The organism is Hydrogenophaga palleronii NBRC 102513, from assembly GCF_001571225.1.
Taxonomy (GTDB): Bacteria; Pseudomonadota; Gammaproteobacteria; order Burkholderiales; family Burkholderiaceae_C; genus Hydrogenophaga; species Hydrogenophaga palleronii.
The window spans coordinates 20,324-33,315 of record NZ_BCTJ01000025.1 but is presented as its reverse complement, the minus strand read 5'-3'; the positions used below and the strand labels follow the sequence as shown (position 1 = coordinate 33,315).

Annotated in this window: 13 protein-coding genes; 5 read left to right on the top strand and 8 right to left on the bottom strand. The window is 68.6% G+C overall.

What is annotated here, in order from left to right:
- Positions 1-27: 27 nt before the first annotated feature.
- A complete protein-coding gene (gene epsC / locus HPA01S_RS16295; protein ID WP_066271823.1) occupies positions 28-975 on the bottom strand; it encodes a serine O-acetyltransferase EpsC in 948 nt (315 codons plus the stop codon).
- Between the two features lie 10 nt (positions 976-985).
- Complete coding sequence (locus HPA01S_RS16290; protein ID WP_066271822.1) at positions 986-1,453, bottom strand: rhodanese-like domain-containing protein; 468 nt, start codon at positions 1,451-1,453, stop codon at positions 986-988.
- Positions 1,454-1,829: 376 nt separating this feature from the next.
- Here HPA01S_RS16290 and HPA01S_RS16285 point away from each other — a divergent pair, with 376 nt between their 5' ends.
- Positions 1,830-3,182 (top strand): LLM class flavin-dependent oxidoreductase, encoded by a 1,353-nt coding sequence (locus tag HPA01S_RS16285; RefSeq protein ID WP_066271821.1) that lies wholly within the window; start codon positions 1,830-1,832, stop codon positions 3,180-3,182.
- 36 nt (positions 3,183-3,218) lie between these two features.
- Here the strand turns inward: HPA01S_RS16285 and HPA01S_RS16280 are convergent, their stop codons facing one another.
- The 5 genes from HPA01S_RS16280 to HPA01S_RS23185 all read right to left on the bottom strand — a co-directional run bounded on the left by HPA01S_RS16280 (position 3,219) and on the right by HPA01S_RS23185 (position 7,285).
- Positions 3,219-4,127 carry a LysR family transcriptional regulator gene (locus tag HPA01S_RS16280; protein WP_066271820.1) on the bottom strand — a complete coding sequence of 303 codons (909 nt, stop codon included), beginning with the start codon at positions 4,125-4,127 and terminating at the stop codon, positions 3,219-3,221.
- Positions 4,128-4,162: 35 nt separating this feature from the next.
- Positions 4,163-4,432: a hypothetical protein gene (locus tag HPA01S_RS16275; protein ID WP_066271819.1), complete on the bottom strand. Its 270-nt coding sequence runs from the start codon at positions 4,430-4,432 to the stop codon at positions 4,163-4,165.
- A 10-nt stretch (positions 4,433-4,442) separates the two neighbouring features.
- Entirely contained in the window at positions 4,443-5,216 is a 774-nt protein-coding gene (locus HPA01S_RS16270; RefSeq protein ID WP_066271818.1) for an SDR family oxidoreductase, read from the bottom strand.
- 144 nt (positions 5,217-5,360) lie between these two features.
- Complete coding sequence (locus HPA01S_RS16265) at positions 5,361-6,431, bottom strand: cytochrome-c peroxidase (protein ID WP_066271817.1); 1,071 nt, start codon at positions 6,429-6,431, stop codon at positions 5,361-5,363.
- A gap of 8 nt (positions 6,432-6,439) precedes the next feature.
- Complete coding sequence (locus HPA01S_RS23185; RefSeq protein WP_169801546.1) at positions 6,440-7,285, bottom strand: transporter substrate-binding domain-containing protein; 846 nt, start codon at positions 7,283-7,285, stop codon at positions 6,440-6,442.
- A gap of 222 nt (positions 7,286-7,507) precedes the next feature.
- Here HPA01S_RS23185 and HPA01S_RS16255 point away from each other — a divergent pair, with 222 nt between their 5' ends.
- From HPA01S_RS16255 to HPA01S_RS16240, 4 genes are all read left to right on the top strand, one after another.
- The gene (locus HPA01S_RS16255) at positions 7,508-8,602 is read left to right on the top strand and encodes an ABC transporter substrate-binding protein (protein ID WP_066271815.1); all 1,095 of its coding nucleotides are present in this window, start codon (positions 7,508-7,510) and stop codon (positions 8,600-8,602) included.
- A 92-nt stretch (positions 8,603-8,694) separates the two neighbouring features.
- Positions 8,695-9,537, top strand: a complete 843-nt coding sequence (locus HPA01S_RS16250) for an ABC transporter permease (protein ID WP_084360747.1) — start codon at positions 8,695-8,697, stop codon at positions 9,535-9,537.
- Between the two features lie 137 nt (positions 9,538-9,674).
- Positions 9,675-10,478 (top strand): ABC transporter ATP-binding protein, encoded by an 804-nt coding sequence (locus HPA01S_RS16245; protein ID WP_066271814.1) that lies wholly within the window; start codon positions 9,675-9,677, stop codon positions 10,476-10,478.
- 2 nt (positions 10,479-10,480) lie between these two features.
- Entirely contained in the window at positions 10,481-10,939 is a 459-nt protein-coding gene (locus tag HPA01S_RS16240; protein ID WP_218005355.1) for a tetratricopeptide repeat protein, read from the top strand.
- A gap of 55 nt (positions 10,940-10,994) precedes the next feature.
- On the opposite strand, the gene HPA01S_RS16235 is transcribed toward HPA01S_RS16240, so the two are convergent.
- Positions 10,995-12,890, bottom strand: coding sequence for an amidohydrolase (locus HPA01S_RS16235; protein ID WP_218005354.1), 1,896 nt, complete (start codon positions 12,888-12,890; stop codon positions 10,995-10,997).
- Positions 12,891-12,992: the final 102 nt, after the last annotated feature.

Sequence of the window (12,992 nt, the reverse complement as noted above, 5' to 3'; positions counted from 1 at the left end):
AGGGGTGGGGCGGGGTGCGGCGGTCGATCAGGGGTTGGTGTTGACCTCCCTGGATCGAGCCTGGCTCAGGTTGGCGCCGGGTGCCACGTCGTGCGTGACCCAGAGGTTGCCGCCGATGGTGGCGCCGCGCCCGATGGTCACGCGCCCGAGCACGGTGGCACCGGCGTAGATCACCACGTCGTCTTCCACCAGCGGATGCCGCGCCAGCCCCTTGCTGAGGTGGCCGTTCTCGTCGGTGGGGAAACGTTTGGCACCGAGCGTGACGGCCTGGTACACGCGCACGCGCTGGCCGATCACCGCGGTCTCGCCGATCACCACGCCGGTGCCGTGGTCGATGAAGAAGCCCGCGCCGATGGAGGCGCCCGGGTGGATGTCGATGCCGGTCGCGCCGTGTGCCAGCTCGGCCACGATGCGCGCGAGCAGCGGCGCACCCAGTTCGTACAGGCGGTGCGCCACGCGGTGGTGGATCATGGCCTGGATGCCGGGGTAGCAGAGCAGCACCTCGTCCACACTGCGCGCGGCGGGGTCGCCTTCGAAGGCCGCCACCACGTCGCTGTCGAGCAACTCGCGGATGGCGGGCAGGCTGTGCGCGAAGTCGCGCACCAGGGTGCGTGCCTGTTGTTCGATGGCCGCTTCGTCGGCGGCACCGGTGTGGCGCTGCTGGTGCCGCAGCTCCAGCCGCACCTGGCCGAACAGGGCGTGCAGCGCGGCGTCGAGCGTGTGGCCGATGTAGAAGTCTTCGCTCTCCTGGCGCAAGTCCAGCGGGCCCAGGCGCATGGGAAACAGCGCGCCACGCAGGCCGTCCACGATGGCCGACAGCGCATCGCGCGACGGCAGCTCGCGCCCACCGGGTTCGCGCGAGCGTTTCTGCGCGATGCGCCAGCGCTGGCGCACATCGGCCAGGCCGCGCACCACCTGTTGCAGGTCAAACAGCGAGGCGCGGGGCTCGCCGGTTCGTTCCAGGGAATCGGACATGGCGGGCTCGTCAATCTTGTTGCCACGGCAGTCCGTGGAAGCGCCAGCCGTCCTGGTCGCCGCGGTGGTGGTGTGCGTCGATCTCGCCCTCAAAACCTTCGAGCACGTTGAACACCTGCGTGAAGCCGGCCGCGGCCGCCGCTTCGGCCGCCAGGGCCGAGCGCTTGCCGCTGCGGCACAGCAGCAGGATGCGCGCGTCCTTGCCGGTCTTGGCTTCAAGCTCGCGCACGAAACGCGGGTTGCGGGTGAGGCTGGTGCCGGTGGCCCAGGGCACGTGGATGCTGTCGGGCACATGGCCGACGAACTTGCGCTCCTCGGCGCTGCGCACGTCCACCAGCCTGGCGTCGCCGGCTGCAAACAGGGACCACGCCAGCTGGGGTGGCACGCTGCCGGCGTATTTCTGCCCGGCGGCGCGTGCGGCCTGTTCAATGCCCGCCAGGGCGTCGAGCGAGGCGGGGGATTCGGTGGCGACCGTCATCTGGATAAACCTTTCGTGTGTGAAGCCCGCGCCGGTTGCGCCGGGCATGCAAAGCACTCTAAAAGCGCTTCCTCCACACACAAACCATTGTTTATTTGTTTCTTCATTACGAACTCATCCGTGGGCGCACCATCACGAGTCCAAAAAAAAACCGGCCGATGCAATCCTCCCCCCCAGGAGACAACCAGGGTTCTCAACATGCCCCCGCATCGGCCGGACCAGTCCGTTTTTTTCAAACACTGGTGCACCGATGCTAGGCACCGCGCCACACGGCGGCAACGAAGCAGAACGGCTATGGATATGCGCTTTGTTTCGTTGGCGCATCGCGTGCCCGCTTCTAAATTGCGTGCTTCCATCCAACCGTAAGCACACCTTCATGGGCAACAAACAACTGCGCCTCGGCGCCTTCATCATGGCCACCGGCCACCACGTGGCGGCCTGGCGGCACCCGGGTTCGCAGATCGACTCGGGCACCAACATCGACCACTACATCGAGGTCGCGCAGACCGCCGAACGCGGCCTGTTCGACCAGGTCTTCGTGGCCGACAGCCCGGGCATCTGGGGCACGGGCGACGACGAGTCGTTCAGCCGCCAGGGCCGCATCTCGCACTTCGAGCCGGTCACGCTGTGGGCCGCGCTGTCGGCGGTGACAAAACACATCGGCTTCGTCGCCACCGCCTCCACCACCTACGAAGACCCCTACCTGCTGGCGCGCAAGTTCGCCTCGCTCGACCACATCAGCAAGGGGCGTGCGGCCTGGAACGTGGTGACCACCAGCAACGACAGCGTGCACGGCAACTTCGGCCTCGACGCGCACCCCTCGCCGGGCGAGCGCTACGCCAAGGCGACCGAGTTCGTCGACGTGGTCAAAGGCCTGTGGGACAGCTTCGACGACGACGCCTTCGTGCGCGACCGCGAGAGCGGCGTGTATTTCCACCCGTCGAAGCTGCACGAGCTCAACCACATCGGCAAATACCTGAAGGTGAAGGGGCCGCTGAACCTGGAGCGTTCGCGCCAGGGCCACCCGGTGATCGTGCAGGCCGGTTCGTCGGAAGACGGCAAGGAGCTGGCGGCCGCCACCGCCGAGGCGATCTTCACCGCCTGGACCAGCCTGGGCGAGGCGCAGGCTTTCTACAAGGACGTGAAGGACCGCATGGCCAAATACGGCCGCCGCCCCGAGCAACTGCTGGTGCTGCCCGGCATCTCGCCGGTGATCGGCCGCACGGAAGAAGAAGCGCAGGCCAAGTGGGCCGAGCTGCAGGCGCTGATCCACCCCTCGGTGGGCCTGAGCACCCTGGTGCCGTACTGGCCCGACGAAGACCTGCACCGCTGGAACCTGGATGCGCCGCCGCCGTACTACCCCGAGCCGCCCAAGGGCATCAACAGCCGCGCGCACGTGGTGATCGAACTGGCGCGGCGCGAGCGCTTCACGGTGCGCCAGTTGTACGAGTACCTGGCCGGCGCGCGCGGGCACTGGGTGGTAATCGGCACGCCGCAGACGATTGCCGACCGCATGCAGGAGTGGTTTGAAAACGGTGCTGCCGACGGCTTCAACGTGATGCCGCCGGTGCTGCCGGCTTCGCTCAACGAGTTTGTTGATCTGGTGGTTCCCGAGCTGCAACGGCGTGGCCTGTTCCGCACCGCCTACGAGGGCACGACGCTGCGCGAGAACCTCGGGCTGGAGCGCCCGGTCAGCCGCCACGCCAGCGGCGCGCGGCTCGCTGCCTGAACGCCTGGGCGTCTGGGCGTCTGGGCGCGCTGGGTGTCAGGGCTCCAGATGCGGCTGCATCAGGGCCTCGAACCAGTCGACAAAGGCGGCCAGTCGCCGTGAACGCTGTTTGCGGTGCGGGTAGATCAGCGACACCGGCATGCTGGCGGCACGAAACCCCGGCATGACCTCGACCAGTTGCCCGCGGTCCAGCAGGTGCTGCACGTCGAAGCGGGGAATCTGGATCAGGCCCATGCCGGCGGCGCAGCAGGCGATGTAGCTCTCTGCGTTGTTGACCAGCACACGGCTGGGCATCAGGAACGCATTGGCCTGGCCGGCGGCTGCCGGTTGTTCCCAGGGCAGCTCCCGGCCGGTGGAGGGCGAGGCATAACCCACCGCCCAGTGCCGTTGCGCCAGCCCGTCCGGGTGCACGGGCACGCCGTGTTCCTTCAGGTAGTCGGGGCTGGCGCAGTTGATCAGCGCCACGTGCCCGAGCGGGCGCAGGATCATGCTGCTGTCATGCAGGTTGCCGAAGCGCACTGCGCAATCCACACCGTCTTGCACCAGGTCGATGGTGCGGTCGGAGGAGCCGAGCGACACCTGCAGGCGTGGAAAACGGCGCAGAAAACCCGGCAGGGCCGGTGCCACCAGGCGCCGGGCAATGCGGCTGGGCATGTCCACCTTGAGGCGGCCCGACACCTTGCGCTGGCTGGTGAGGAACAGTTGCTCGATGTCTTCGGCGTCGGCCAGCAAGGCGCGCACGCGTTCCAGCAGTTGCAGGCCGTCGGCGGTGGGCTGCACCTGGCGGGTGGTGCGGTGCAGCAGGCGCGTGCCCAGGCTGGATTCGAGCTGCTGGATGGCGGCCGATACCGAGGCGCGTGGCAGGTCCAGCGCGTGTGCAGCCTTGATGAAGCTGTGCATCTCGGCCACCTGAACGAACACCCGGTACTGGTCGATCTTGTCCATGGGCGGAATTTAGCCCATGGCTTGCGTTCCCGGTATCAGGCGCGGCTGAGTTGCCAGACGGCCACGCCGGCCGCAATGGCCGGCACGGCGAACACCAGCAGCAGAATGGGCAGTTCCTCCCGCACGGTGTAGCCCGCGTGCGCCACGCCCACCCACAGGTTGGCTGCCGCCACCAGCAACCAGACGGGCACGAACACCTTGCCCGCCAGCGCCACGCCCGCTGCGCTCGCGCCCCACAGCCAGCCGAACATGAGGAACACGGCCAGCAGGAGCAGGCCGGCGACGATCACCAGGGCCATGTGCATCGCGCAGCCCTCACTTGGTGGTGTAGCCGCCGTTGATGAGGATGGTCTGGCCGGTGATCCACCAGCCGTCGCTCACCAGGTGGCGGATGAAGGGCACCACATCCTCGATGTCGGTCAGGCCGGTCTTGGAGCTGGGCGAGAGTGCGGCCGCGCTCTTGTGGTACGCCTGGGCGTCGGTGCTTTCCTGGCCGTAGAAGAAGGGCGTGTCCATCGGACCCGGGCCGACGGCGGTCACCGAGATGCCGCGCGCGCCGAACTCCTTGGCCGCGGCACGCGTGTAGTGCTCCACCGGCGCCTTGGTGCCGGCGTAGGCGGCGTAGAAGGGCGTGAAGGCGCCGAGCAGTGAGGTCACCAGCGTGCAGACCTTGCCGTTGTCGTTGACGTGTTTGCCCGCTTCCTTGATGAAGAAGAAGGCCGACTTGGCGTTCACGTTCGTCATCTCGTCGTACTCGGCTTCGCTGATGTCGGCCATCGGCTTCTTGAGCACCTTGCCCACGGTGTTGATGGCGATGTCGGGCCGGCCCACGAGGGCGATGGTGTCGTTGAACAGGCGCTCGACCGCGCCGGCGGTGGTGAGGTCGGCCTGGATGGCCGCGGCCTGCGCACCAGCGGCCTTGACGGCGGCCACGGTGGCGTCGGCGTCGGCTTTGGTGGCCGCGCTGTTGTAGTGGATGGCCACGGCCTTGGCGCCGTGTTGGGCGAAGTCCCGGGCCAGCAGGCCGCCCAGGTTCTTGGCACCGCCGGCGATGAGCACCACTTTGCCCTTGATGGAATGGTCTGCCATGTGTTTCTCTCTGAATGTGATGGAAGGAGCAGCCAGTCTAGGCAGCGGCACACGCGCGGTCAGCCCTCGCGGGCGGGATTCATTGTTCAGAAAATGCCATCCAATGCGCCTTCGCCACCACCGCCGCCGTGCGGTGCGGCGCCCTCACAGCGCCTGCAGGAAAACGAGCAGTGCCGCGATGTCTTCGGCCTTCAAATGCAGCGGCTGCAGGTGCGGCGAGACCTGTGTGGCGCAGCGGTACAGCGGGTGTTCGCGCACGCCGGCGCGGCTGTTGCGCGGGTCGCCGCCGCCGCGCTGGTAGAGCTGGAGCACACCGGCCAGGGAATCGAACAGGCCGTGGTGCATGTAGGGCGCGGTGCGCGCCACCTGGCGCAGGCTGGGGGTGCGGAAGCGCCCCACGTCCTCGCACTGCCCGCTGACGGCGTAGCGCCCCAGGTCTTGCGAGGGTTCGCCGAAAAAGGCGATGCCCAGGTTGTGGAAGCGGCCGTCGCTGAACGTCGGGCCGAAGTGGCAGTTGGCACAACGTGCCTGGGTGCGGAACAGGTGCAGGCCACGCACCGCCTGGTCGCTGAGGGCGCGGTGGTCGCCCTGCACGAAACGGTCGAAGCGGCTGCGTGTGTGCAGCGTGCGCTGGAACGCCGCCAGGGCTTCGCCCAGCCGCGCGGGTGAGGCGTTGGCGCCGCGTGCGAGCGTGGCGTATTCGGGTGCCTGCGAGATGCGCGTCCACACCGCCGCCAGCGAGGGGTTGCCCATCTCGCGCGGGTCGGTCAGCGGGCGCAGCGATTGCGAGGCCAGCGAGCCGCTGGCGCCGTCCCAGGCCCAGTGCGGGCGGCTGGCCACGTCCTGCAAGCCGGGTGGGTTGCGCCGGCCGGCCTGGCCTGCCACGCCGGTGGCCGTGGGGCCGTGCACGGTCCAGCCCTGGTCGGGGCGGTGGCAGCTGGCGCAGGACACGCGGCCATCGGCCGAGAGGCGCGGGTCGAAGAAGAGTTGTCGGCCCAACCGTGCCAGTTGGGCTTCGTGTGCCGTGGCGGGCGCGGGTGCGGCGGCCAGCGCGCCCAGCTCCACGAAGGCCACGCCCGGGTCCGTGGTGGCGGCGGGCCATTCGGCCGGTGGCCGCTCGTAGGCCTGGCGCAGTGCCTGGTCGGTATGGGCTGTCTGCGGTGTGGCAAGCGCGGCCGCGCCACACAGCGTCAGCGCCAGCGCGAGCAGCCGCATGGGTTGCCTCAATGGCAATCCGGGCCGGTCTGGTCGAAGTAGACCTCGAAGGCCACGTTGGAGGCCCAGGTCTGGCGCCGCTGCGCCCAGTGCGTGGCGCTGCCGATCTCGCGCACGGCGGCCTGCAAGGGCGTCGCAAGATCTGCGCGCGCTTCGGGCAGCCAGGCCTGCAGGGCCGTGGCTTCGGTGGCGGGCAGGGTGGCGGAGAACTTGGCCCACTCCTTCTGCGCCAGCAAGGTCTCGAGTTGCGAGCGGTCGAGCAGTGCCGCCGCGCACTCGCCGGTGCGCACGTGCAGCAGCGCCTGCGCGGGTGCGTCGAACACCTTGAGTTGGCCCTTCACCTGGCGCGCCTGTGCTTGTGCGCCCAGGTTGTCGGCCGAGGTGCAGAGCAGTTGCCCCGCGAGCTGGTCCCAGCGGCGCACCTTCGTGTCAGCGCGCATGGCCACGCTCACGCCCGAGCGGTAGCCGGTGTCGATGGCGCGCAGGCCGGGTTCGGCGGTGGCGCTTTTGCTGGCGCGTGCCAGCACCAGGTCCACCTCGCCATGGCGCAAGGCTTGGGCCTGGGTTTCGTGTGGCAGCGTCACCAGGCGCACCGGCACGCCCAGGTGGCGCGCCAGCTCCTGCGCGTACACGGCTTCGAAGCCGCCGTTGGTGTAGTCGCGCTCGCCGGTGCTCACCGGCAGGGTGGCGGGCGCCACGCCGATGCGCAGTTCACCGAGGGCCAGCGGCGCGGCCGTGGCAGCGCGCGACTGCATCGTCACGAACACCGCGGCGCACAACGCGCCGATGCCCAGCGCGGTCAGGAGCAGGGTCTTGCGCAGCGCGCGTTCGGTTGGGGCGGGGGCAGGGCGCATGGCAGGCATCGGGTGGTGATGGGGGCGGTGGCGGGGGCGAACAAGCCGCTGATTCTGGGCGGCGATGCGCAGCGCCGTGGCGCGAAATGCGCATATGCATCTGCGCGATTTGGGGCTGCATATGGGGCGCCGAATTCCTTCGTTGGTGCGGGCCGCATCCGGTTCAAGAATCGGCGCGTTCCGCTTCATCCACAACACCGTCGTCAAACCCTGGAGAACCCGATGACCACTTTCATTCCCACCCCAACCCGCACACGAAAACGCCTGCATGCCCTCGGCGCGGCGGCTGCCATCGTGGCCGGCCTGCTGGCGCAACCTGGCATGGCCGCCGCCGAAGTGCTGCCCGCGATCAACCTGCAGCTCACGCCCTGGACGGTGATCGCGCGTGAAAAAGGCATCTTCAAGGAAGAGTTCAACAAGGTCGGCACCAAGGAAGTGAACCTCATCGCTTCGGGTGGTGCGGAGCTGGTCGGCGCCGAAACCGGTGCGCTCAGCAAGGGCGCGATCTCGATCGCGCAGCGCATGATCTACCCGGCCACGGTGCACCGCGCCAACGGCCTGGACGGCGTGATCATCTGGGCCTCTGAAACCTCCAACCGCTACCGCGCGCCTGTGCTGGCCGCGGTGTCGAACAAGTCGGTGAACACGCTGGCCGACCTGGACGGCAAGAAGTTCGGCAGCAGCCGCATCAGCTGCTACTGGTCGGCCCCCACCGAGGCGCTGAATTCGGTCGGCCTGCCGCTGGACACGCGCCAGACCAAGGGCCGGGTGCGTTACGAGTCGATCGACAACCCCACCGTGGCCATTGCCGCGGTGCTCTCGGGTGCGCTCGATGCCACCACCACCCACCTGGCCGCCGGCAACGCCACCGGCGCCTGGCTCACGGGCAAGCTCAAGGTGATCGGCCACGTGCCGGACGACGGCGTGTACGTGAACCACGCGGGCCGCGTGACGTATTTCGCCAAGCGCGAGTTCGTCAACAAGTACCCCGAGGCGGTGCAGGCCTTCCTGGCCTCGCGCGAACGCGCCATGGCCTGGACGCTGGACAACGTGGACGAGGCCGCCAAGATCGTCGCTCGCGAAACGCGGGTGCCGGTGGAAGTGGCCAAGTTCCAGATCACCCACCTGGGCCAATGGGAGTTCATGGCCGGTGAGCCCAACGCCGCGCGCGCCCGCAACTCGATCAAGACCTTCATCAGCTACTACACGAAGCAGGGCGACGACATCCTGGGTGAACGCAGCCTGACCGACGCGCAGGTGGACGCCTTCGTGGACGGCCGCTTCTTCGCCGGTGGCTCGCACTCGATCTACCGCTGAGCGCCCATGCCCTCCGCGCTGGCCGGCGCGGTCCACGGACCGCCCGGCCGGTTGTTTCCTCTTTGTCTCTCACGCTGTCTCTCACGCCCGCCATGAACACCCTGACGCACAACCTGCCCGCGGCGACCGCCCCCGAGTCCGACGCGCCCACTTTCACCGCCACGCTCCGGCAATGGCTGGTGCCCAGCCGCGCCATCGGCTTCCTGTTGCCGGCCGGCGTGTTGGCGCTGTGGCAGACGGCGGCCAGCCTCGCGTGGATCGACCCCGTGTTCCTGCCCGCGCCGATCAAGGTGGTCGAGGCCTTCTTCAAGATGCTGACCGAGCAGCGGCTGCTGACCGACTTCGGCGTCAGCCTGGCGCTGGTCTCGCAAGGCTTCCTCTACGGAGCCACCGCGGCGGTGGTGCTGGGCGTGGCCGCTGGCCTGTCGCGGCGGTTCGAGCAGTTTCTCTCGCCCACCTTCGACACCATCCGCCACATCCCCGGCATTGCCTGGTTTCCGCTGATCGTGTTGTGGCTGGGCCTGGGTGCACCGGCCAAGATCCTGGTGATCGCCAAGACGGTGTTTTTTCCGGTCTTCCTCAACACGCTGCAAGGCATTCGCAGCGTGGACAAGAGCTACATCGAACTCGCCGACGTGCTGACGCTCACGCGCTGGCAGCTGGTGCGCAAGATCATCCTGCCGGCGGCCACGCCGACCATCATGGTCTCGCTGCGTTACGCGGCCGGCCTGGCCTGGGCGCTGGTGGTGGTGGCCGAGGGCCTGAGCGGGCTCGAAGGCCTGGGCTTCCTGATCTTCCGCGCCCAGGGCCTGCTGCTGACCGACCAGTTGCTGGTCTGCATGGTGATCATTGGCCTGGTGGGCTTCGGCATCGACCGCCTGATGTACCACGCCCAGCGCCGCGTGCTGCGCTGGAAACAAGGCTATGAGGGCTAGACAGACCCACCCCCGCGCCACGCCTGCGGCGTGTCACCCCCTCAAAGGGGGCGACACCCGTGAACGGGCCGAGCCCGATCCACGGTGTCTGCTGGACCAGGCACTTCGCTTCGATCAAATCTTTTAGGAGCCCCACCATGGCTGAACCCGGTCGCCTTGAAGTCAAGGCCGTTTCCAAGAGCTATTCCGTGCCGGGCCGTGCGCGCCTGGATGCGCTGGTCAACGCCAGCTTCGACGTTGCACCCGGCGCCTTCGTCTCGCTGGTCGGCCCGAGCGGCTGCGGCAAGTCCACGCTGCTGCGGCTGATCGTCGGCCTGGACAAGGACTACGAGGGCGACATCCTGCTGCACGGCGAACGCATTGCCGGCACCAGCCTCACGCGCGGCATCGTGTTCCAGGACCACCGCCTGCTGCCCTGGCTGACGCTGGAGCAGAACATCGGCCTGGCCCTGGCCAATGCCGACTGGTCGCCCGAGCGCAAGGCCCAGACCATCCGCGAGCACATCGCGCTGGTGGGCCTGCAGGGCTTCGAGAAGGCCTACCCGCACGAGCTCTCGGGCGGCATGGCGCAGCGCGGCGCGATTGCGCGTGGCCTGGTGGGCCAGCCCGAGATCCTGCTGCTGGACGAACCGCTGGGCGCGCTCGATGCGCTCACCCGCGTGCGCCTGCAGGAAGAGTTGCAACGCATCTGGCGCGTTGAAGGCGTGACCATGATTCTGGTGACGCACGATGTGGACGAGGCCATCTTCCTGAGCGACACCGTGGTGGTGATGAACGCCAACCCGGGCCGCATCGTCAAGCAGATCCGCGTGGATTTGCCACCCGGCCCGCGCGACCGCGTGAGCACCGGGTTCGCCGCGCTCAAGCGCGAGATCCTGGAGGCCATGGGCGAGACCGTGGCACAACACCCGGCAGCGCCCGCGCTGCCGGTGGAGGCCTGAGCGTGCTCTGGCACCGCGCCGCGCTGGCGCTGGCCCTGTGCTCCGCTCATATGGTGCTGGGTGCGGCGAGTGCGCCGCCGTCGTCCGATCTGCCCGACCTGTCGGCGGTGCGCGCCCAGGTGTACGCGGGGCAGTACGAGAAGGCGGTGCAGCGGCTCACCGAGCTGTCGCGCACGGTGGAGCACGCCGAGGTCTACAACCTGCTGGGCTACAGCCTGCGCCAGCTCAAGCGCTACGACGAAGCCGGGCGCTGGTACGAGCAGGCCTTGTTGTACGACCCCGAGCACCGCCCCGCGCTGGAGTACCAGGGTGAGCTGTTCCTGGCCCTGGGCCAGGTGGACAAGGCGCGCAAGAACCTGCGTTATCTGGAGCTGCTGTGCACCGCCAGGCCGTGTGCGGAGTACGAGTTGCTGAAGAAGGCCATTGCCGCGCCGAAAACCGCCAGCAGCGCTGCGCGCTGAGGGCGGCCCGGCACGCCTGCCGCCCGGGGTGCGGCAGTGCGGGCAATCGCGGGGTTCAACGCGCGGGCGCACTGGCCGGTGCCTCGGGGAAGGCGGTGGCAAACGGTGCGGTGGCCCAGACCACCTTGCCGCCCACCATGGTCAACAGCACACCGGTGAAGGCCATTTCCGTTTCGGGCGCCGTCATGAAGTTGCGGTCGAGCACGATGAGGTCGGCCCACTTGCCCTGTTCGATGGAGCCGGCCTTGGCGTCCAGGCGCAGCTGGTAGGCCGAGTTGGCGGTAATGGCACGCAGGACATCGGCACGGGACAGCAGGGGGTCTGAATTGAGCCGCCCGGCGTAGGCCGGCCCGAAGCTGGCGGGGTGGTTCGGGTCGCTGCTGCGGGTGACGCCGACGCGCAGGTTGTAGAAGTAGCCCATCGGGTCCACAGGCCAGTCACTGCCGTAGGCGATGCGTGCGCCGGCCCCCATCAGGCTGCCTTCCGGCTCCATGCGTTCGAAGCGGGTCGGGCCGAGCTGTTGCTGCACGGCGTCCACCGAGTAGGGTGCGCGCTGCGCCCACTGGAACTGCATGTTGGCCACCACGTTGGCGGCCTTGAAGCGGCCGTAGTCCTGCGGGTCAACCAGTTCAACGTGGGCGATGCTCGGCCGCCAGTCGGCCGGCGCACCTTGAGCGCGTGCGTTCTCTGCCGCGTTCAAACCCATGCGCACCGTGGCGTCGCCAATCGCGTGCAGGTGGGTGTCGAAGCCGGCCTTCGCCGCCTCCAGCGTGACGGCATTGAGCACGGGCTGGCTGTAGTACACCTCGCCGTACTGCGTGCCAGGCGTCCAGACGGGCGCCTGCGGCGTGCCGGTGTTGACGTTGTAGGGTTCGAGCAGGCGCGCCGTCTGCGCCGGTGCCTGCAGCACACCGTCCGCCGGGAACTTCACGTGCCGCACTTCCACCACCGGCGTGGCCGAGTTCGCCGGCTGGCCGTAGCGCTGCGCGACCGCCTTGACGCCGGCCACCGCGCCGGCCGGGTCTGCGGCGGCGGCGCCCGGGTCGATCAACATTGCGAACTCGGCGCGTGCGGTCAGCTCGCCGGATCTGGACAAGGTGGAGAACGCCTTGACTTCGTTTTCGTCGCTCAGCGCCGCCATGAAACCGGTGACGCCGTTGCGCCGGAACAGGTCCAGTGCGATGCGCGCGTGCTTCAGGCGTTCCTCGTCCGTCAGGGGCGGCAATCTGGATTCCACCAGCAGTGAAGCACCGTCTTCCAGCAGGCCGTTCGGTTCACCGTTCGCATCGTGGCCGATGCGGCCCCCGGCCGGGTCCGGTGTGGTGGCCGTGATCTGAGCGATCTGCAGCGCCCGCGTGTTGACCAGCAAGCTGTGGTGGTCGATTGACGAAACCATGATCGGCCGCGGCGTGTTCAGCGCGTCCAGATCAAGGCGGGTGGGGTCGCGGTCGGCGGTGTTCATGGCCTGGCGGTCCCAGTTGACGACTTCGAGCCAGGTGTCGGCGGATGCGTTGGTGCTGGCGCTCAGGCAGGCTTGCAGCCGCGCCTGCATCTGGGCAATCGTCAGCGGCTGGAACTCCAGGCTGCACTTGAGCGTGGAGGCCGCGCCGGAGAGAGGGTGCACATGGCCGTCGATCATGCCGGGCATGACCATGCGGCCCTCCAGGTCGACGATGCGGGTCTTGTGGCCCAGGTGTACTGCAGCGCCCTCGTTGCTGCCGACGTAAACGATGTGGCCGTCGCGCACGGCCACGGCCTGGGCCACGCGGTCCTGGCCGTCGACGGTGTAGACGTAGCCGTTGCGCAGCACCACGTCGGCCGCCGGCGCGCCATGGCCGCCGCCGCCACAACTGGCGAGCACGACCATCGCGCTCAGCCCCAGCAGGGCGATGGCGCCGAGCCGTTCATGGGTGGTGCTGTGGCGGACAGCGGCGAGTAAGGAAGGCAGCATGGGGAGTCCTTGGGTTGTGATGAGGTGTACCCAGGCAGTCGAGGCCGTGGGCGGCGGCGTGGCCGGCCGGTGCAGAATGGGCCGCGGCTGTCACGCCGCCAG

Coding starts and splice junctions, on each gene's coding strand:
- epsC (WP_066271823.1), bottom strand. CDS start 975: ATGTCCGATTCCCTGGAACGAACCGGCGAGCCCCGCGCCTCGCTGTTT.
- HPA01S_RS16290 (WP_066271822.1), bottom strand. CDS start 1,453: ATGACGGTCGCCACCGAATCCCCCGCCTCGCTCGACGCCCTGGCGGGC.
- HPA01S_RS16285 (WP_066271821.1), top strand. CDS start 1,830: ATGGGCAACAAACAACTGCGCCTCGGCGCCTTCATCATGGCCACCGGC.
- HPA01S_RS16280 (WP_066271820.1), bottom strand. CDS start 4,127: ATGGACAAGATCGACCAGTACCGGGTGTTCGTTCAGGTGGCCGAGATG.
- HPA01S_RS16275 (WP_066271819.1), bottom strand. CDS start 4,432: ATGCACATGGCCCTGGTGATCGTCGCCGGCCTGCTCCTGCTGGCCGTG.
- HPA01S_RS16270 (WP_066271818.1), bottom strand. CDS start 5,216: ATGGCAGACCATTCCATCAAGGGCAAAGTGGTGCTCATCGCCGGCGGT.
- HPA01S_RS16265 (WP_066271817.1), bottom strand. CDS start 6,431: ATGCGGCTGCTCGCGCTGGCGCTGACGCTGTGTGGCGCGGCCGCGCTT.
- HPA01S_RS23185 (WP_169801546.1), bottom strand. CDS start 7,285: ATGCGCCCTGCCCCCGCCCCAACCGAACGCGCGCTGCGCAAGACCCTG.
- HPA01S_RS16255 (WP_066271815.1), top strand. CDS start 7,508: ATGACCACTTTCATTCCCACCCCAACCCGCACACGAAAACGCCTGCAT.
- HPA01S_RS16250 (WP_084360747.1), top strand. CDS start 8,695: ATGAACACCCTGACGCACAACCTGCCCGCGGCGACCGCCCCCGAGTCC.
- HPA01S_RS16245 (WP_066271814.1), top strand. CDS start 9,675: ATGGCTGAACCCGGTCGCCTTGAAGTCAAGGCCGTTTCCAAGAGCTAT.
- HPA01S_RS16235 (WP_218005354.1), bottom strand. CDS start 12,890: ATGCTGCCTTCCTTACTCGCCGCTGTCCGCCACAGCACCACCCATGAA.